This is a genomic window from Janthinobacterium sp. GW823-FHT06H09 (assembly GCF_058794735.1).
Window position 1 is genome coordinate 15,328 of record NZ_JBXAHC010000024.1, and the last position, 18,405, is coordinate 33,732.

General features: G+C 64.4%; 12 protein-coding genes. 9 read left to right on the forward strand and 3 right to left on the reverse strand.

Features of this window, described 5'->3' with window-relative positions; translation table 11 throughout:
- Nucleotides 1-127 precede the first annotated feature (127 nt).
- The 9 genes from AC1Q6X_RS26380 (at nt 128) to AC1Q6X_RS26420 (ending at nt 14,797) form a co-directional block, all read left to right on the forward strand.
- On the forward strand, nt 128-1,492 hold the full coding sequence (locus tag AC1Q6X_RS26380) for a sensor histidine kinase (RefSeq protein ID WP_492498887.1): 1,365 nt from the start codon (nt 128-130) through the stop codon (nt 1,490-1,492).
- 73 nt (nt 1,493-1,565) lie between these two features.
- Nucleotides 1,566-2,849, forward strand: coding sequence for a winged helix-turn-helix domain-containing protein (locus tag AC1Q6X_RS26385; RefSeq protein ID WP_492498888.1), 1,284 nt, complete (start codon nt 1,566-1,568; stop codon nt 2,847-2,849).
- Nucleotides 2,846-3,838, forward strand: a complete 993-nt coding sequence (locus AC1Q6X_RS26390) for a DUF2804 domain-containing protein (protein ID WP_070310485.1) — start codon at nt 2,846-2,848, stop codon at nt 3,836-3,838. The genes AC1Q6X_RS26385 and AC1Q6X_RS26390 overlap by 4 nt, the downstream gene beginning before the upstream one ends.
- A 113-nt stretch (nt 3,839-3,951) precedes the next feature.
- A complete protein-coding gene (locus AC1Q6X_RS26395; protein ID WP_070221396.1) occupies nt 3,952-6,618 on the forward strand; it encodes a bifunctional acetate--CoA ligase family protein/GNAT family N-acetyltransferase in 2,667 nt (888 codons plus the stop codon).
- A 115-nt stretch (nt 6,619-6,733) separates the two neighbouring features.
- Nucleotides 6,734-7,399: a hypothetical protein gene (locus AC1Q6X_RS26400; protein ID WP_492498889.1), complete on the forward strand. Its 666-nt coding sequence runs from the start codon at nt 6,734-6,736 to the stop codon at nt 7,397-7,399.
- 180 nt (nt 7,400-7,579) lie between these two features.
- Nucleotides 7,580-10,159, forward strand: a complete 2,580-nt coding sequence (locus tag AC1Q6X_RS26405; protein WP_492498890.1) for a DUF349 domain-containing protein — start codon at nt 7,580-7,582, stop codon at nt 10,157-10,159.
- Entirely contained in the window at nt 10,156-10,629 is a 474-nt protein-coding gene (gene moaE / locus AC1Q6X_RS26410) for a molybdopterin synthase catalytic subunit MoaE (protein ID WP_492498891.1), read from the forward strand. The genes AC1Q6X_RS26405 and moaE overlap by 4 nt, the downstream gene beginning before the upstream one ends.
- A 121-nt stretch (nt 10,630-10,750) precedes the next feature.
- Complete coding sequence (gene clpB / locus AC1Q6X_RS26415) at nt 10,751-13,357, forward strand: ATP-dependent chaperone ClpB (RefSeq protein ID WP_070290769.1); 2,607 nt, start codon at nt 10,751-10,753, stop codon at nt 13,355-13,357.
- Nucleotides 13,358-13,681: 324 nt separating this feature from the next.
- The gene (locus AC1Q6X_RS26420) at nt 13,682-14,797 is read left to right on the forward strand and encodes a polyamine ABC transporter substrate-binding protein (protein ID WP_070310488.1); all 1,116 of its coding nucleotides are present in this window, start codon (nt 13,682-13,684) and stop codon (nt 14,795-14,797) included.
- 83 nt (nt 14,798-14,880) lie between these two features.
- Here the strand turns inward: AC1Q6X_RS26420 and AC1Q6X_RS26425 are convergent, their stop codons facing one another.
- The 3 genes from AC1Q6X_RS26425 to ppk1 form a co-directional block, all read right to left on the reverse strand.
- Nucleotides 14,881-15,009: a hypothetical protein gene (locus AC1Q6X_RS26425; protein WP_256267160.1), complete on the reverse strand. Its 129-nt coding sequence runs from the start codon at nt 15,007-15,009 to the stop codon at nt 14,881-14,883.
- Between the two features lie 683 nt (nt 15,010-15,692).
- Nucleotides 15,693-16,154 carry a phosphohistidine phosphatase SixA gene (gene sixA, locus AC1Q6X_RS26430; protein WP_492498892.1) on the reverse strand — a complete coding sequence of 154 codons (462 nt, stop codon included), beginning with the start codon at nt 16,152-16,154 and terminating at the stop codon, nt 15,693-15,695.
- A 25-nt stretch (nt 16,155-16,179) separates the two neighbouring features.
- On the reverse strand, nt 16,180-18,273 hold the full coding sequence (ppk1, locus tag AC1Q6X_RS26435; protein ID WP_070218042.1) for a polyphosphate kinase 1: 2,094 nt from the start codon (nt 18,271-18,273) through the stop codon (nt 16,180-16,182).
- Between the last annotated feature and the right edge of the window lie 132 nt (nt 18,274-18,405).

An 18,405-nucleotide genomic window follows, 5' to 3' on the forward strand; every position in this document is an offset into this window, starting at 1 on the left:
GGCGAGGGAATGGGAATCATGAAAGCAATAAGAATCATTTACAATTACGGCCATGGCTACCCAGAAAATATTTCGCTCCGGATCTTGCGCAGAAGTTCTTAAGAGATTCTTAACTGCCGGCCGCAGCGTGCAAACCTGGTCGCTGCGACGCACCCTGCTGACGGTCTTGCTGGGCCTGACCCTGGCCTTGTGGGCGGGCAGCGCCGCCATCGTGTACGTGGAAGCGCGCCGCGAAAGCCAGGAATTGTTCGACCAGTCGCTGACCGAGACGGGACATCTGCTGCTGTCGCTGGTGGCAAAGGACGTGCGCGAACACGGCTTGACGGGGCCCATCGACCTGCCCCTGCGCGGCCAGCACAATCCCCACCAGTATTTGCTGTTCAAGGTGCGCGACGCGCAGCAGCGCGTGCTGTACCGCAACGATGCGGCGTCCGACATCGCCCTGTCGCGCAGCGCGCCCGATGGCCTGTCGTGGACCACGATAGGTGGCCAGCGCTGGCGTCTGTTCTCGCTGTGGGACCCGCAGCGCACTTTGCAACTGCTGGTGGCCGAGCCGACCAGCCACCGCGACGACATCAGCCGCTGCTTCTTTTACCGCGTTGCGCTGTTCGGCCTGCTGCTGGCGGCGCTGGCCACCGTCGCCATCTGGTGGGCCGTCCACCGCGTGTTTCGCGTGCTGCAAGCGTGCGCCGATGAAGTGTCGGCGCGCACGCCCGATGAACTGGCCGACGTCGGGCTCGCTGGCGCGCCGGACGAACTGCATCCGCTGCTGCTGGAAATTAACCGCCTGTTCGGCAGGGTGCGGCACAGCCGCGACAACGAGCAGCGCTTCACGGCCGATGCGGCGCACGAACTGCGCACGCCGCTGGCCGCCATCAAGACGAATCTGCAAGTGCTGCAGCGGGCCCGCAGCGCGGACGAGCGCGAGGAATTCATCGCCGCCCTGGGTGCCAGCGTGGAGCGCGCCACGCGCCTCGTCAACCAGCTGCTGGCGCTGGCCCGGCTCGATCCGCAGGCGCAAGCCCAGGTGGCGCTGGCGCCGGGCGACCTGGCGCAGCTGCTGGCGCAGCAGACGCCCCAGTGGCAGGCGCTGGCCGCGCCGTACCGGCTGTCGCTGGCCGTGAACGTGGCGCCGGCGCCGTGCGCGCTCGATGCGGACAGCCTGCAGATGCTGTTGCGTAACCTGGTCGAGAATGCGCTGCGCTACACGCCGGCACCGGGCGCCGTCGAGATCAGTTGCGGCGTGGAAGCGGGACGCAGCTATGTGCGCGTGGCCGATACGGGACCGGGCATCGCGGAAGACATGCATGAGCGCGCGTTCGAGCGCTTCGTGCGCCTGGGGCAGGTGGAAAGTACGACGCAGCTGCCCGGCAGCGGCCTGGGCCTGTCCATCGTGCGGCGCATCGCCGAGCGGCATGGCGCGGCCATCGTGCTGGGCGCCGGCTTGCAGGGCAGGGGGCTGGCGGTGACGCTGGTGTTTCCCGCCGCATAGCGAGGCTGAAGGCTGCGCGATCCGATAGCGATAAAACGCACAATGCGTGGGCAGAATGCGGTATCTTTCTATTATGCACAGACCAGACAAGCACCCGCCTTCCGACGTCCCCCCGCTCTCGCTGGCCGCCGCGCGCGCCCTGCACCTGGCCGCGCAGGGCTTGCTGCAGGCGCGGCGTAAAAAAGCCGTGAAGGCCGACGTGCTGGCCGCTATCCGCCGGATGGGCGTGCTGCAGATCGACACCATCCACGTGGTGGCGCGCAGCCCCTACCTGGTGCTGTGGAGCCGGCTGGGCGACTATCCGCAGCCGTGGCTCGAGCAATTGCTGGCCGAGGGCGCGCTGTTCGAATACTGGGCGCATGAGGCGTGCTTCGTGCCCATCGAAGACTATGGCTTGTACCGCCACCGCATGCTGGACCCGGCCGCCATGGGCTGGAAGTATTCCGTCAAATGGATGGCCGAGCAGGGCGACGCCGTCGCGTCGGTGCTCGAGCATATCCGCGCCAACGGCGCCGCGCGCTCGGCCGATTTTGAACGCACGGATGGCCAGGCGGGCGGCTGGTGGAGCTGGAAGCCGGAAAAGCGCTCGCTCGAAGTGCTGTTTACGTCGGGCGTGCTGATGATCGCCAAGCGGCATCAGTTCCAGCGCTATTATGACCTGGCCGAACGGGTGCTGCCGGGCTGGCACGACGGCTTGCTGCCGCCCGAGGACGAGGTGCGCCGCCGTTTGCTGCTGGCCAGCGTGAAGGCGCTGGGCCTGGCGCGGGCCGGCTGGATCAGCGACTATTTCCGCACCAAACAGGCGCGCGCCAGCCTGGCGCACGATCTGCAGGCGCTGGTCGACGAGGGCGCGCTGCTGCGCTGCGCGGTGGCCGGCTGGAGCGACGCCGTCTACGTGCATGCCGAGCATGGGGAGTTGCTGCGCGCGGCCGCCGCCGGCAAGCTGGCGCCCACCTTGACGACGATCCTGTCGCCGTTCGACCCCGTCGTATGGGACCGGCGCCGCGCGCTGGAACTGTTCGATTTCGACTACCGGCTCGAATGCTACACGCCCGCTGAAAAACGCCGCTATGGCTACTTCACGTTGCCGATCTTGCGGCGCGGCGCGCTCGTGGGACGCCTGGACGCCAAGGCGCACCGCGCGCAGGGGCGCTTCGAGATCAAGTCGCTGGCGCTGGAAGAGGGCGTGCGCGTCAGCCCCCGCCTGGTGCAGGACGTGGCCGGCGCCGTGCGGCGCCTGGCGCTCTGGCATGCCTGCCCGCAGGTCGAGATAGCCCAGGCGCAGCCGGCGTTATTTGGCACGCTGCTGGCCGCCGCCCTGCACGACGGCGGCGCTGCCGCAAGGCAGGCCGCATGATGCTGCCGCCCGCGCCGTCATCCCTGCTCGCCGCCGACGGCCAGCCATGCTTCGGCCGCTACACGGGCCAGCTGGACGCTTTCGACTGGGCCGCGCTGGCGCCGCCGCATGCACGCGGCGCCCTCTGGCGCCTGTTCCACCACAAGCGCTGGCATTACGTGGCCCTGTCAACACCGGCCGTATTCTGCGGCGTGGCCATCGTCGACCTGGGCTGGACCAGCACCGCCTTCGCCTATGCCTTCGACCGCCACAAGGGCAAGATCGTGGCGAGCTTTTCGCAGGATGGCATTCCTGGCCTGTGCGCCACGCTGGCGCCGCATGCGGGTGCTTCCAGCCGTTTCCGTTTTTTGTCGCAGAAAATCAGCATCGAGGCGCAGCCGCAGCAGCGCTACCGCTTGCGGCTCGATTGCGGCCATTTCGGCATCGACGCGGAATGCGGCCCGCCCGTGGCGCCCACCTTGCTGGCCATCGGCCCCGTGGGCGAGGGCGGCAGCGTGCATGCGACGCAAAAGTCGGGCGGCCTGCCCTTGTGGGGCAGCGTGCGCTGCGGCGCCGTCGGCTACAGCCTGGACGACGGCGTGGCCAGCTTCGATTATTCGAACGGCTTGCTGGCGCGCGAGACGGAATGGCGCTGGGCTTCGGCGCACAGCCTGGACCTCGGTTTCAACCTGCAGGCCGGCTATTTCGGCGCGCATGAAAACGCGCTGTGGCTCGATGGCCAGCTGTATCCGCTGGGCCGCGCGCATTTCGACTTCAATCCCGACAACCCGCTGGCGCCGTGGCACGTATGGACGGACGACGATCTGCTCGACCTGCACTTCAAGCCGGAAGGGGCGCGGCGCGAGGATAAAAACCTGTGGATCGCCGCCAGCCGCTACATCCAGCCCATCGGCACGTTCAGCGGCTGGGTGCGCACCAGCGCGGACTCGCCCAAGCGCATCGTGGCGCAGCTGGCGGGCGTGACGGAAAGCCACCGCTCGCGCTGGTAGAGGCACTATTTTTTTGCGAAACGCGTGACAAGGTCAAGTTTTTTTGGCAACGCATCCTATACACTGGCGCAGCCGCTCCGGCATCCCACTCCGGCAAACCATGAGGCCAGAACATGAGTATCCGTAATCTCGACAAGCTGTTCAAGCCGGCCTCGGTGGCCCTGATCGGCGCCACGGCGCGCGAACGCAAGCTGGGCGCCATCGCCCTGTACAACCTGCTGGGCGGCGGCTACCAGGGAGAGATTTGGCCCGTCAACCCCAAGTACGACGAGCTGATGGGCCTGAAATGCTATCGCAAGCTGGCGCACCTGCCCAAGGCGCCGGACCTGGCCATCATCTGCACGCCGCCCGCCACCATCACGGCGCTGATCCGCGAACTGGGCGCGCTGGGCACGCGCGCCGCCATCGTCATGACGTCGGGCCTGGACCCCGTGCGCGAGCAGTCGCTGCGCCTGGCCATGCTGAAGGCGGCCAAGCCGCATTTGCTGCGCATCCTCGGCCCCAACAGCATGGGGTTGCTGGTGCCCAAACTGGGCTTGAACGCCAGCTTCGCCCACGTCGGTGCGACGAGCGGCAAGATCGCCTTCGTCTCGCAATCGGGCGCACTGGTGTCGGGCGTGCTCGACTGGGCCAACGCGCATGGCGTGGGCTTTTCCAAATTCATTTCGCTCGGCGCCAGCTACGACATCGATTTCGGCGACCTGCTCGACTACCTGGCCGGCGACATCGACACGGCCGCCATCCTGCTGTACATGGAAGACATCCAGGCGGCGCGCAAATTCATGTCGGCGGCGCGGGCCGCCGCGCGCAGCAAGCCCGTCATCGTGCTGAAGGCGGGGCGCGAGGCGGAAGGCGCGGCCATGGCGGCCTGGCATACGGGCGCGCTGGCCGGCTCCGACGCCGTCTACGACGCGGCCATCCGCCGCGCCGGCATGTTGCGCGTGTATTCGGCCGAAGAGCTGTTCGACGCCGTGGAAACGCTCACGCACATCCGCTCGCAGCGCGGCGAGCGCCTGGCGATTTTGTGCAACGGCGGCGGCCTGGGCGTGATGGCCACCGATGCGCTGGTGAGCAGCGGCGGCAAGCTGGCCGAGCTGTCGCCGGACACCGTGATCGCGCTGGAAAAGGCGCTGCCACGCGGGTGGTCGCACGACAACCCCGTCGGCTTGCCCGGCGACGCGGCCGTCCAGCGCTATGCCGACGCCATCAAGCCGCTGCTCGACGAGCCGCAGGCGGACGCCTTGCTGCTGCTGCACGCACCCACGGCCATGGTCTCGTCGATCGACATCGCCGAAGCCGTCACGCCGCTGATCAAGGCCACCTCGCGCACGGTGCTGTCGTGCCTCCTGGGCGGCACCACCGTGGCGCCCGCGCGCCAGGTTTTCAATCGCGCCGGCATTCCCACCTATGACACGCCGGAAAAGGCCGTGCATGGCTTCATGCAGATCGTGCAGTACCGGCGCAACCAGGAAACCCTGATGCAGGTGCCGGCGCAGCTGCCCATGTCGGCCACGCCGCGCCGCGCCAGGGTGCGCGAAATCGTCGCCGCCGCGCTGGCGGCCGGCCAGACGGTGCTCGGCGAATGCCGCTCGAAGGAGATTTTGGCCGCCTACGGCATTCCCGTCGCCACCACGCGCATGGCGGCCGACGTGGAAGAGGCGCTGGCCGTGGCGGCCGATATCGGCTATCCCGTCGCGCTGAAGATCCATTCGCCCGACATCGCCCACAAATCCGACGTGGGCGGCGTGGCGCTCGACCTCGACACGCCCGACATCCTGCGCACGGCCGCCGCCGCCATGCTCAAGCGCGTGCGCCGCATGCGGCCCGACGCGCTGATCGACGGTTTTACGGTGCAGCAGATGGCGCGCCGGCCGCAATCGCATGAATTGATCGTCGGCGTCACCACGGACGCCGCCTTCGGCCCCGTGATCCTGGTGGGGCAGGGCGGCATCGCCGTGGAAGTGACGGCCGACCACGCGATCGGCCTGCCGCCGCTGAACATGGTGCTGGCGCGCGACATGCTGGCGCGCACGCGCGTGTCGAAACTGCTGGCCGGCTACCGCAACCAGCCGCCGGCCGACATCGACGCCATCTGCTACACGCTGATCCAGGTGGCCGAGCTGGTGGCCGACATCGGCGAGCTGGCCGAACTCGACATCAACCCGCTGGTGGCCGACGCGGACGGCGTGATCGCCCTCGACGCGCGCATTCGCCTGCAGCCGGGCCAGCAGCGCGACCGCCTGGCCATCCGCCCGTATCCGCAGGAGCTGGAAGAGCAGGTGACGTGGATGGATCAATCCATCCTGCTGCGCCCCATCCGCCCCGAGGATGCGCCGCAGCACATGGATCTGTTCCACGCGCTGGACCCGGACGACGTGCGCCTGCGCTTTTTTACCTCCATGCGCGAGCTGCCCGTGTCGCAGCTGGCGCGCCTGACGCAGATTGATTACGACCGCGCCATGGCCTTCATCGCCACGCACACGGGGCCGGACGGCAAGCCGGAAACCCTGGGCGTGGTGCGCGCCGTGGCCGACCCGGACAATATCCACGCCGATTTCGCCATCGCCGTGCGTTCGGCCCTGAAGGGCAAGGGACTCGGGCACATCCTGTTCGAGAAGCTCGTCGACTACTTCCGCAGCCGGGGCACGGAAGCGCTGGTGGGCGAGGCGATGGCGCGCAACAAGGGCATGCAGCGGCTGGTGAAAAGCTTTGGCGGCGAAGTCACGCCATCGGAAGAGCCCGGCGTCGTCAACCTGCATATCGGCTTGCGCGCGCCGTAAAAGAAAGCGCGGCGGCCCGCTGCGGGTTTGTGCAGGATCAAGCCCATCGCTGTCGGTAGTCTTTACACTTTCACTTCCAGGATCAGACATCCAGCGCATTTTCGGGAGTGAGTGCATGCTTACGGCAACATATATATTGGTTTCCCTGTCAGTGGAACAGGCCAGCATCCGCATGAGCCTGCTGGCCTTTCAGAAGTACATGCATGTGCAGCTGCGTCACCAGAGCAGACTCAGCCTGGCGCAGCTGCAGTATGCGGGCGACTGGCTGAGCCGGCTGTACCAGGGCGGCTACTGGCGCAAGGTGGAAATGTATCTGGTGCCCGCCATTCGCCAGGCCGCACCGCATGCCGACGGCTTGCTCAATGAAATCAATGGCTTGAACCACGTGGCGCTGGAAAGCATCAATGCGGTGCAGCAGCGCGCGGGCGCCGCCATCGACCATTCCGAATTGCAGGCCGAGCAGCTGTGCGCGGCCATCGATGCCTTTTGCGCGGCCTTGCTGCAGCGCCTGGAAAAAGAGGAGCGCGAACTGTTCGCGCTGGCGCGCAAGGTCATCGTGGGCGAAGCGTGGTTTGCCATCGCCTACCAGTTCCTCGCCCACGACGCGCGCGCGCAGGAGGCGCGCCGTGGCAAGGCGCAGGTGCTGCCCTTTGTTTTGCCGGCGCCTTTGCCGACATCCTTGCCGGCGCCGGGCACGCCTGCCACCGGCGGGGAAAACGCCGAGGCCGGCGGCGCGTCGGCGCAGCTTGCACCGTCACCGCCGCTGCGCGCACAGGCTTGAACGGGTAGCGAGCGCACACCCCGGCAGGCCCGCCTGTGCCAGGGTGGTTTTATCGCCGGGCACATGGCGCCGTCATAGGGAAAAGAGTCATTTTAGTCATTTGATAACTTGTTCAGCCCTGTCCGATGCAATACCCCGGGCTTTGTTATGATGGTGGTTTTGATCCACGCGAAACCCGTCATGTTCGAATTTCTCTTCAAGCGTTCTGCCAGCAAGACTGCCGTCCCCGATCCTGTCGTGGCAGAACAGGCCGCCGCCTCGGCGCAGAGCGCATCGCGCCGCGCCGAACAGGTTGCGCGTGCCCATGCCGTGGCGGGCGACGAAGCCGCCGCCTGTGAATTCATCGTGTCCAGCGAATTTGCCGATGCCCGCCTGATCGCGGCCGAACACGTCCATAGCTTGCCCCTGCTGGAAAAAGTCCACCACGCCATGCGCAATACGGACCGCCGCGTTGCCAAGCTGATGCAGGGCCGCATCGACCTGATCCGTCATCAGGCGGCCGAGACGCAACGCGCCCAGGCCAGCATCGCCACGGCGCAGCGCCTGTTGAACGATGACAAGCTGAGCCCGAACCAGGTAGCCGAGCTGGACCGCCAATGGCAAGTCATCAAGGCCACGCCCGAGCTGGAGAGCGCCTTTGCCGCCGCGCGCGCCGCGCTGGCCGCCCGCCTGGAAGCGCAAGTGGTGTTGCAGCGCGCCGTGATCGACACCGTCGCCGCCGCGCGCGCCTTGGCTGCCAGTGGCCAGTCCTCCGATGAGCTGGCGCAGGCGCTGGCCCGCCTCGACGCGGAACATGCGCAGCATGCGCAATCGCCCGAACGCGCTTCCTTGCCGAAACACCTGGAGAGCGATTTCATCCAGGCGCGCGAGCAGGCGCAGTCTGCCCTGCAGGCGCTGCAGCAGCACCAGGCCGTGTTCGACGCGCGCCAGCTTGCTCTGGCCGCATGGCAGGCGCAGGACGCCGCCACGCTCGATGCAGACACCTTGAAACGCGCGTGGCAAGCCTTGCCGCGCCTGCCGGAATCGCCATTGTCCGACAGCCTGCAGCAGCAATTTGCGGCCCTGCTGGCCAGCGCCCCGGCGCCGGTCGTCCCTGCCGCAGCCGTGGACGCGCCAGCGCATGCGGAACCGGCGCCGCGCAAGCCGCGCCAGGAACACGCGCCCGTGTCGAAGGAAGCGACGGAGCAGTTCTTCAAGGTGCTCGACGCCATGGAAGCGGCGCTGCAGGATGGCTTGCTGCACGTGGCTTCCGAACATGACAAGACCTTGCGCGATAGCAAGCACGGCCGTTTGACGCCTGCGCAAGCGGATCGCCTGGCCCATGTGCGCGGCGAGTTCAAGCGCCTTGCCGACTGGGCGCGCTGGGGCGGCAATGTGTCGCGCGAGGAACTGGTCAAGGCGGGCGAGGAATTGCCGGCGCAACAATTGCCGATGACCGAGCTGGCCAAGAAAGTGGGCAGCTTGCGCGAGCGCTGGAAGTCGCTCGACACCTTGTCCGGCCCCGCACCGAAATCGCTGTGGGAGCGTTTCGACGCCGCTTGCAGCGTGGCGTATGCGCCGGCGGCCCAGCATTTCAAGCAACTGGCGGAAGAGCGCCACGGCAATGCAGCCAAGGCCCAGGAACTGATCGCGGAAACGGCGGCCCTGGCGGCCGAAGAGAGTACCGACTGGAAACATGTCGCTTCCGCCTCGCAGCGCTTGCGCCAGGCGTGGACGCGCCTGGGCACGATCGACCGCAAGGAAAAGAAACGCCTGGATACGGAATTCGGCGCCGCGCTGGACGCCCTGTCCAAGCCGCTGGACACGCAGCGCCAGATCGAGACGGCGCGCCGCGAGCAATTGATCGTCGAAGTGGGTCTGCTCAAGCCATCGGAGCGCAACACGGTCGACATGCTGAAAGCCTTGCAGGACAAATGGCAGGAACTGGCCAAGGCCCTGCCGCTGGAACGCCGCGCGGAACAGGCGCTGTGGCAGCGTTTCCGTGCCGCCTGCGACGATATCTTCGCCAGGCGCAAGGAAACGGCCCACGCGGCCGACCACGAGCGCCGCGAACACCTGCATGCGCGCGAAGCGCTGTGCGCCGCGCTGGAAACGGCCGTCGTGCCCGAGGGCGACGACAAGGCCCGCAGCGCCTTCATCAACCACTTGCTGCGCGACACGCGCGCCGCCTGGAACGCCACCGGCCCCGTGCCGCGCGCCAGCGAAGCGAAGATCGAGCAGCGCTACCAGGCGGCGGTCGCCGGCGTGCAGGCGCAGGCGGACGCCATCGCCGAACGCGCTGGCGCGGCGCAGGCCAACGCCCTGCGCGACAAGCTGCGCCTGGTGCAATCGCTGGAAGCCGCACTGGCCGATGGCGGCGACGGCGCCGACGCGCAAGCGTGGTCCGAGCGCTGGAGCGCCTTGCCGCCGCTCGACGCCCAGTACGAACGCAGCCTGCAGCAGCGCTTTGCCGCCGCTCAGGCCGCGCTGGGCGAGGGCAGCGCGGCCTACGTGCAGCAATTGCAGGCCAATCAGGAGCGTCTGCTCGGTGAAGTGTTGCGCCTGGAAATCGTCGCCGGTGTCGACAGCGGCGCCGAATTTGCCCGCGACCGCCTGAAAATGCAGGTGGAAGTGCTGCAATCGTCGCTCAAATCGGGCCAGAAGCCGCTCACGCAAGTGTCGCAGCTGATGCAGCTGTGCGCGATTCCCGCCATCGCCGATGCGCGCACGGCCAGCCGCATCGAAACCCTGCTGCGCCGCATCGGAGGCAACGCGAAATGAGTACATCCGTCCGCATCCAGCAAGCCGATTTTGACTTGAGTCAAGAAATTGCACAATTGCGCGCAGGCAACCCCAAGGTGGGCGCCGTCGTCGGCTTCGTCGGCACGGTGCGCGACATGAACGAAGGGCTGGACGTGGCCGCGATTGAGCTCGAGCACTATCCGGGCATGACGGAAAAGTCCATTGCAGCCATCGTGGAGCAGGCGCGGGGCCGCTGGCCCCTGTCCGGCGCGCTGGTGATCCACCGCGTGGGGCCCTTGCTGCCGCAGGAGCAGATCGTGCTGGTGGCCGTGTCGTCCGCCCACCGGGGCGAGGCGTTTGCCGCCTGTGAATTCATCATCGACTACCTGAAGACGGAAGCGCCGTTCTGGAAGAAGGAAGACACGCCCGAAGGGGCGCGTTGGGTCGATGCGCGCGACAGCGACGAGACGGCCCTGGACAAGTGGGCCGCAAAAGCAAGCGCCATTTGAAGCGAACGCGCCGCGCACGCTAGCATTTGCCAAAATGCATCAGTTTTCTGCTTTGTGTATGCTTGAAAAGTACTGCCTCACCCCAATTTGGTTAACAACTAATTAACCGGGAGCGCTTTTCATGCGACAAGATAAACTGACTACCAAGTTACAGGAAGCCCTGGCCGACGCGCAAAGCTTGGCCGTGGGCAACGACAATCCCTATATCGAACCAGTCCACCTGCTGACGGCCCTGTTGAACCAGGACGATGGCGGCGCCCGCTCGCTGTTGCAGCGGGCCGGCGTCAACGTGGGCGGCCTGTCCAAGGCCCTGGGCGCGTCCATCGAACGCTTGCCGAAGGTCTCCGGCACGGGCGGCGACGTGCAGGTCAGCCGCGAATTCGTGGCATTGCTGAACCTGGCCGACAAGGAATCGCAGAAGGCGGGCGACCAGTTCGTGTCCAGCGAAATGGTCTTGCTGGCCATGACGGACGACAAGTCCGACTGCGGCAAGCTGGCGCGCGAAAACGGCCTGACCCGCAAGGCGCTGGAGGCGGCCATCGACGCCGTACGCGGCGGCAACAAGGTCGATTCGCAGGAAGCCGAAGGCCAGCGCGAAGCCTTGAAAAAATACACCTTGGACCTGACGGAGCGGGCGCGCAAGGGCAAGCTCGATCCCGTGATCGGCCGCGACGATGAAATCCGCCGCACCATCCAGATCCTGCAGCGCCGCAGCAAGAACAATCCCGTGCTGATCGGCGAGCCGGGCGTGGGCAAGACGGCCATCGTCGAAGGCCTGGCGCAGCGCATCGTCAATGGCGAAGTGCCTGAATCGCTGAAAGGCAAGCGCGTGCTGGCGCTGGACATGGCCGCCCTGGTTGCAGGTGCCAAGTTCCGCGGCGAGTTCGAAGAGCGCCTGAAATCCGTGCTCAAGGAACTGGCCATGGATGAAGGGCAAACCATCGTCTTCATCGACGAGATGCACACCATGGTGGGCGCGGGCAAGGCCGACGGCGCGATGGATGCCGGCAATATGCTCAAACCGGCACTGGCGCGCGGCGAGCTGCATTGCGTGGGGGCCACCACGCTCGACGAATACCGCAAGTACATCGAAAAGGATGCCGCGCTGGAACGCCGCTTCCAGAAAGTGCTCGTCGACGAACCGACCGTGGAGGCGACGATCGCCATCCTGCGCGGCTTGCAGGATAAATATGCGCTGCATCACAAGGTGGAAATCACGGATGCGGCCATCATTGCCGCGGCGGAATTGTCGCACCGCTACATCACCGACCGCTTCCTGCCCGACAAGGCGATCGACCTGATCGACGAGGCGGCGGCGAAGATCAAGATCGAGATCGACTCGAAGCCGGAAGTGATGGACAAGCTGGAACGCCGTCTGATCCAGCTGAAAATCGAGCGCGAAGCCGTCAAGAAGGAAAAAGACGAAGCATCGCTGCGCCGCCTGGGCTTGATCGAGGAAGAGATCGTCAAGCTGCAGCGCGAATACAATGACTTCGAGGAAATCCTGAAGGCGGAAAAGGCCGTGGTGCAGGGCAGCACGCACATCAAGGAAGAGATCGAGCAGGTCAAGCTGCAGATGGAGCAGGCCACGCGCGAGAGCAACTGGCAGAAAGTGTCGGAGCTGCAGTATGGCAAGTTGCCGCAGCTGGAAGCCCAGCTCAAGCAGGCCGACAGCGGCATCCCGAAACTCGATCCCGACCAGCCGAAACTGCTGCGCACGGAAGTGGGCGCCGAGGAAATCGCCGAAGTGGTGTCGCGCGCGACGGGGATTCCCGTGTCGCGCATGATGCAGGGCGAGCGCGACAAGCTGCTGCACATCGAAGAGAAGCTGCATGAACGCGTCGTGGGCCAGGATGAAGCGATCACGGCCGTGGCTGACGCCATCCGCCGCTCGCGCGCCGGCTTGAGCGATCCGAACCGTCCCTATGGTTCCTTCATGTTCCTGGGACCGACGGGCGTGGGTAAGACCGAGCTGAGCAAGGCGCTGGCGACCTTCCTGTTCGATACGGAGGAATCGATGATCCGCATCGACATGAGCGAGTTCATGGAGAAGCATTCCGTGGCCCGTCTGATCGGCGCGCCACCCGGCTACGTGGGCTACGACGAAGGCGGCTACCTGACGGAAGCCGTGCGCCGCAAGCCGTACAGCGTGATCCTGCTCGACGAAGTGGAAAAGGCGCATGCCGACGTCTTCAACGTGCTGCTGCAAGTGCTCGACGACGGACGCATGACGGACGGCCAGGGCCGCACGGTGGACTTCAAGAATACCGTCATCATCATGACCTCGAACCTGGGTTCGCACAAGATCCAGGCGATGGAAAGCGATGATCCCGGTGTCGTGAAGCTGGCCGTGATGGCCGAGGTACGCTCGCACTTCCGTCCCGAGTTCGTCAACCGTATCGACGAAATCGTCGTGTTCCACGGCCTCGACGAGAAGAATATCGGCGCGATCGCGAAGATCCAGCTCAAAATTCTCGAAGAACGCCTGGAACGCATGGACATGCAGCTGAGCCTGACGGACGCCGCGCTGCAGCAGATCGCCGAAGCGGGCTACGATCCGGTGTATGGCGCCCGTCCGTTGAAACGGGCGATCCAGCAGCAGATCGAAAATCCGCTGTCGAAGCTGATCCTGGAAGGCCGCTTCGGCCCGAAAGACGAGATCCGCATCGACGCCCAGAACGGCAACCTGGTGTTTACAGGGGCGCAGGTGGGGCTGGATAAGGTGTAATGTTGGCTGGTCAGTCCCTGCGGGATTGGAAGCTACCCCATTGGGGCAGCTTCCCCCGTCGGGTCTGACCCCAGTTTTACGGCATTTGCAGTGAGGAAGATGTGCGACGATTTGCGACGTCTAACAAAACCGTAGCGAGCGGCAGTGATTTGTGGCAGAGAAGCGCAACCGTACTCTAGTACGGTGAGCATCGCAGGCCGCAAAGCGCGACGCGCAGTAGGTTTTGTTAGACGTCCTCAGGCAGGGCGGTATCAGGCTAGACCTGATGCCGCCCTTCTTGCTATCATCGTCACTATTTTCTGACTAATTTTCGGAGGCGGTACGATGGCAAACACATGGCAAGCAGGACGGCGCATTGGACTGGGACTGACCTTGGCGGCGGCCGTGCTGGCCTTGCCTGCGCACGCCCAGGAAGAAAAAGTCCTGAACATCTACAACTGGTCGGACTATATCGGCGACGATACGATCAAGAATTTTGAGAAGGAAACGGGCATCAAGGTACGCTACGACGTTTTCGACAATAACGAAATCCTCAATGCGAAACTGGTGGCGGGCAAGTCCGGCTACGACATCGTCGTGCCGACGGCCCAGTGGGCGCGGCTGCAGATCGACGCGGGCCTGCTGCGCAAGCTCGACAAGAGCAAGCTGACCAACCTGGGCAACCTCGATCCGAACCTGCAGGCGAAATTGTCGAAGATCGACCCGAACAACGATTACCTGGTCGACTGGCTGTGGGGCTACACGACGGTGGGCATCAACGTCAACAAGGTCAAGGCCGCGCTGGGCGGCATGCCCATGCCCGACAATGCCTGGGATTTGATCTTCGATCCGAAATATGCGGCCAAGCTGAAATCGTGCGGCGTGTCCTTCCTCGACTCGCCGTCGGAAGTGCTGCCGGCCGCCCTGCAATACCTGGGCAAGCCCGCCTACTCGAAAACGGCCGCCGACTACCAGGAAGCGGGCAAGGTGCTGCAGGCGATCCGCCCCTACGTAACCTTGTTCAGCTCCTCAGGCTACATCAATGACATGGCCAACGGTTCCGTCTGCGTCGCGCTGGGCTGGTCGGGCGACATCAATATCGCGCGCCAGCGCGCCATCGACGCGAAGAATGGCAACGTGATCCAGGTGCTGGTGCCGAAGACGGCCGCCCTGATGTTCGACACCATGGCCATTCCCGCCGACGCGCCGCACCCGAACAATGCGCACCTGTTCATCAACTACATCCTGCGTCCGCAAGTGCATGCCAGCCTGAGCAACAAGGTCTTCTACGCGAATCCGAATCCGGCCAGCATCAAATATGTACGCAAGGACATCGGCGAGAACAAGGCGATCTTCCTGTCGGACGCCGACAAGCAGCGCATGGCCGCGCCGGAAGCGACCACGGCCGATATCCGCCGCTTGATGACGCGCATTTATACGAAGTTCAAGACGGGAGTGTAAGACGGGAGCGTAAAAACAAGGATGGCGCGAGGGACGGGCCTGTTGGCCGTCGCTGGCGCCATGCGATAGTGCGGAGGTGAACGCTACTCGTGATAGCGGTCCATCAGCTTATGGTGGCTGCCGCGCATTTCTTCGACCAGTTCAAAGGCGACAAAGCCGATGATGGCGGCGAAGATGGCGATGAAGAGAAAAACGAGGAAGGTGATTAACATGGTCTTTCAGCCGCCGTTGGACGGCCGTCCGCTGGGTTGCTCAATGTGCCGGAGCAGCGCTCCAGCACGTAGTTGATGCAATTAAACTCTAGCAGATCGGCAGCGCTTTACAAGGCTGCTGAGTTGTGAACTCCACCAGTATTTGTCCCAGCGCACTTTTTGCGCATTTCAATCTGGGGTCAGACCCGGCGGGTCTGACCCCGTGGCCTATTTCACGACCAGATCATGCGCCATCACGGCCTTCAAATAGACGCTGACGGGGTCGCCTGGCTCGGGCTGGGAGAACCTGCCCATCCTGCGCTGGCCTTGCGCATTTCCCTGTTTTACTATTTCACCACCAGATCATGCGCCATCACGGCTTTCAAATAGACACTGACGGGGTCGTCTGGCTCGGGCTGGGAGAACCTGTCCATCCTGCGCTGGCCTTGCGCATTTCCCTGTTTTACTATTTCACCACCAGATCATGCGCCATCACGGCCTTCAAATAGACACTGACGGGGTCGCCTGGCTCGGGCTGGGAGAACCTGTCCATCCTGCGCTGGCCTTGCGCATTTCCCTGTTTTACTATTTCACCACCAAATCATGCGCCATCAAGGCTTTCAAATAGACGCTGACGGGGTCACCTGGCTCGGGCTGGGAGAACCTGTCCATCCTGCGCTGGCCTTGCGCATTTCCCTGTTTTACTATTTCACCACCAGATGATCATGCGCCATCACGGCCTTTAAATAGACGCTGACGGGGTCGCCTGGCTCGCGCTGGGAGAACCACCACGCGCTGGCCTTGCGCATTTCCCATTCCTGCTCCTCACCCGTCAGCAGCAGGGCGGCTGCCTGGCCCAGGGTGGGTTGGTGGCCGACGATGAGCACGGTTTCCTTGCCGCCGGGCCAGTTGGCCGCCTTCAGGATGTCTTCCGCCTCGGCGCCCGGTGCCAGTTCCGGCATCAGCTTGAATTTGCGCCCCAGCGCCTCCGCCGTTTGCAAGGTGCGCAAGGCGGGGCTGACGAGGATGCGGCAATTTTCCGGTAGTTGCGAGGCCAGCCATTCCCCCATGCGGCGCGCCTGTTTCTGGCCTTTGACGGTCAGGGCGCGTTCGAGGTCGGGGAGGCCCGGCTCGGCTTCTGCGTGTCGCCACAAGATGAGATCCATGCTGTACTCCTGTGTGTAGAGTTGCCTATTCGCCGACCTCCGCGCCCGGCGTGCCCAGTGTGTGCATCAGGTATTGCTGGGCGCTGAACGGCATCTGCTTGCCGCGCGGCTTGCGGCGCGCATAATGGCCCGTTGGCTCCAGCTCCCATGCATTGGTATTATCCTTCAAATATGGGTTCAAGCCCTCGGCGATCACGCGCCGTTTCAGCGCCCGGTCCAGCACGGGGAAGGCCACTTCCACCCTGCGGAACAGGTTGCGGCTCATCCAGTCGGCGCTGGCCAGGTAGACATCGTGCGCCAGGTCGTTGCGGAAATAGTAAATGCGGCTGTGCTCGAGGAAGCGGCCGATCACGGAGCGCACCTTGATGTTTTCCGACAAGCCCGGCACGCCCGGCTTCAGGGTGCAGGCGCCGCGCACGATCAGGTCGATCTTCACGCCATCGGTCGAGGCAGCATACAGGGCGCGGATCACGGATTCATCGACGAGCGCGTTGACTTTCACGATGATGCGACCGCGCCGGCCTGAACGGGCGATCTTCGCCTCGTTGCGGATGGCCTTGATGATTTCGCTTTGCAGGCCGAACGGCGCCAGCCACAAATGGTTCAGATTGTGCGGCTTGGTCAGGCTGGTCAGGTGGATGAAGACTTCGTTCACTTCCACAGCCAGGTCCTGGTTCGCCGTCAGCAAGCCGAAATCCGTGTACAGCTTGGTGGTCGTGGGGTGGTAGTTGCCGGTGCCCAAGTGGGCGTAGAAGCGCAGCGCGCCTTCTTCGCGGCGGATGACGAGCGCCACCTTGGCGTGGGTTTTCAGGCCCACCACGCCGTACACGACTTGCGCGCCAGCCTGTTCCAGCTTGTCGGCCCAGTTGATATTGGCTTCTTCGTCGAAACGCGCCATCAATTCCACGATGACTGTTACCTCTTTGCCCATCTTCGCCGCCGTGATCAAGGACTCCATCAGGTCCGAGTTCATGCCCGTGCGGTAGATCGTCTGCTTGATGGCGACGACGGACGGATCGTAGGCGGCGCTGCGGATGAAGTCGATCACCGTCTGGAACGATTGATACGGGTGGTGCAGCAGGATGTCATGCTTGGTCAGCGCGGCAAAGATGTCGTTGCCGATGGCCTTGTGCGCGAGGCCGGGGAAGAACGGCGGGAAGCGCAGCTCGGGCTGCTTGACGTGGTCGATCATTTCCGACAGACGCACGAGGTTCACGGGGCCGTTGACGCGGTAGAGGCGGCTTTGATCCAGATTAAACTGGTCGAGCAGGAACTGTGATAATTCTGGCGGGCAATTACGCGCCACTTCCAGGCGCACCGAGGTGCCGAACTGGCGCCCCACGAGTTCGCCTTTTAACGCCTGGCGCAGATTCTTGACTTCGTCTTCATCGACCCACAGGTCGCTGTCGCGCGTGACGCGAAATTGCGAATAGGCAATTACTTCGCGCCCGGCGAACAAATCCGAGATATGCGCATGAATCACGGAAGACAACAGGCAGAAGGACACGCCGTCGCCGGAAATGTCGTCCGGGAGCTTGATGACGCGCGGCAAGACACGGGGCGCCTTGACGATGGCGATGGCCGTGCCGCGGCCGAACGCATCCTTGCCGCTCAGCGAGACGATGAAATTGAGACTTTTATTCACCACTTGCGGGAACGGGTGGGCCGGGTCCAGGCCGATAGGGGTCAGCAGGGGGCGCACTTCACGGTCGAAATACTGCTTGACCCAGGCGCGCTGCGCATCGTTGCGGTCGTTGTCGCGCAGCAAATGCACGCCCGCTTCGCGCAGGGCCGGCAAGACTTCGCTATTTAATATCTCGTACTGGCGTTCCACCAGCGCATGGCATTCCTTGCCGATGCGCTCCAGATTGGCCGCCAGGGCAGGGTGGCCGGCCAGCGAACCGCCGATGCTGCCGGCCGCCAACAGGCTGGCCACGCGCACTTCGAAGAACTCATCCATGTTGCTGCTGACGATGCACAGGTAGCGCAGGCGCTCGAGCAGCGGAATGTTCGGGTCTTCCGCCTGGGCCATCACGCGCCGGTTGAAAGTCAGTTGCGACAGTTCGCGGTCAAGCAGGATGCCCGATTTGGTCACTTCCGTGTGCAGTTCAGGTTTCATATTCTTTTGTCTTTGCAGATAGTTAATTCTAGCCGTATTTCATCCGTATTTCATCGCGTATGACGCGTTGTGAGTGTAATCATGAAATATGACGTAAGCGTGACATAAGCTGTCATAAAGCGTCGCCCGCCC

Excerpts from the sequence above, each read along its gene's own strand:
- AC1Q6X_RS26405 (WP_492498890.1), top strand. The coding sequence starts at position 7,580 with ATGTTCGAATTTCTCTTCAAGCGTTCTGCCAGCAAGACTGCCGTCCCC.
- clpB (WP_070290769.1), top strand. The coding sequence starts at position 10,751 with ATGCGACAAGATAAACTGACTACCAAGTTACAGGAAGCCCTGGCCGAC.
- AC1Q6X_RS26395 (WP_070221396.1), top strand. The coding sequence starts at position 3,952 with ATGAGTATCCGTAATCTCGACAAGCTGTTCAAGCCGGCCTCGGTGGCC.
- sixA (WP_492498892.1), bottom strand. The coding sequence starts at position 16,154 with ATGGATCTCATCTTGTGGCGACACGCAGAAGCCGAGCCGGGCCTCCCC.
- AC1Q6X_RS26390 (WP_070310485.1), top strand. The coding sequence starts at position 2,846 with ATGATGCTGCCGCCCGCGCCGTCATCCCTGCTCGCCGCCGACGGCCAG.
- AC1Q6X_RS26385 (WP_492498888.1), top strand. The coding sequence starts at position 1,566 with ATGCACAGACCAGACAAGCACCCGCCTTCCGACGTCCCCCCGCTCTCG.
- AC1Q6X_RS26420 (WP_070310488.1), top strand. The coding sequence starts at position 13,682 with ATGGCAAACACATGGCAAGCAGGACGGCGCATTGGACTGGGACTGACC.
- AC1Q6X_RS26400 (WP_492498889.1), top strand. The coding sequence starts at position 6,734 with ATGCTTACGGCAACATATATATTGGTTTCCCTGTCAGTGGAACAGGCC.
- ppk1 (WP_070218042.1), bottom strand. The coding sequence starts at position 18,273 with ATGAAACCTGAACTGCACACGGAAGTGACCAAATCGGGCATCCTGCTT.
- AC1Q6X_RS26425 (WP_256267160.1), bottom strand. The coding sequence starts at position 15,009 with ATGTTAATCACCTTCCTCGTTTTTCTCTTCATCGCCATCTTCGCCGCC.
- moaE (WP_492498891.1), top strand. The coding sequence starts at position 10,156 with ATGAGTACATCCGTCCGCATCCAGCAAGCCGATTTTGACTTGAGTCAA.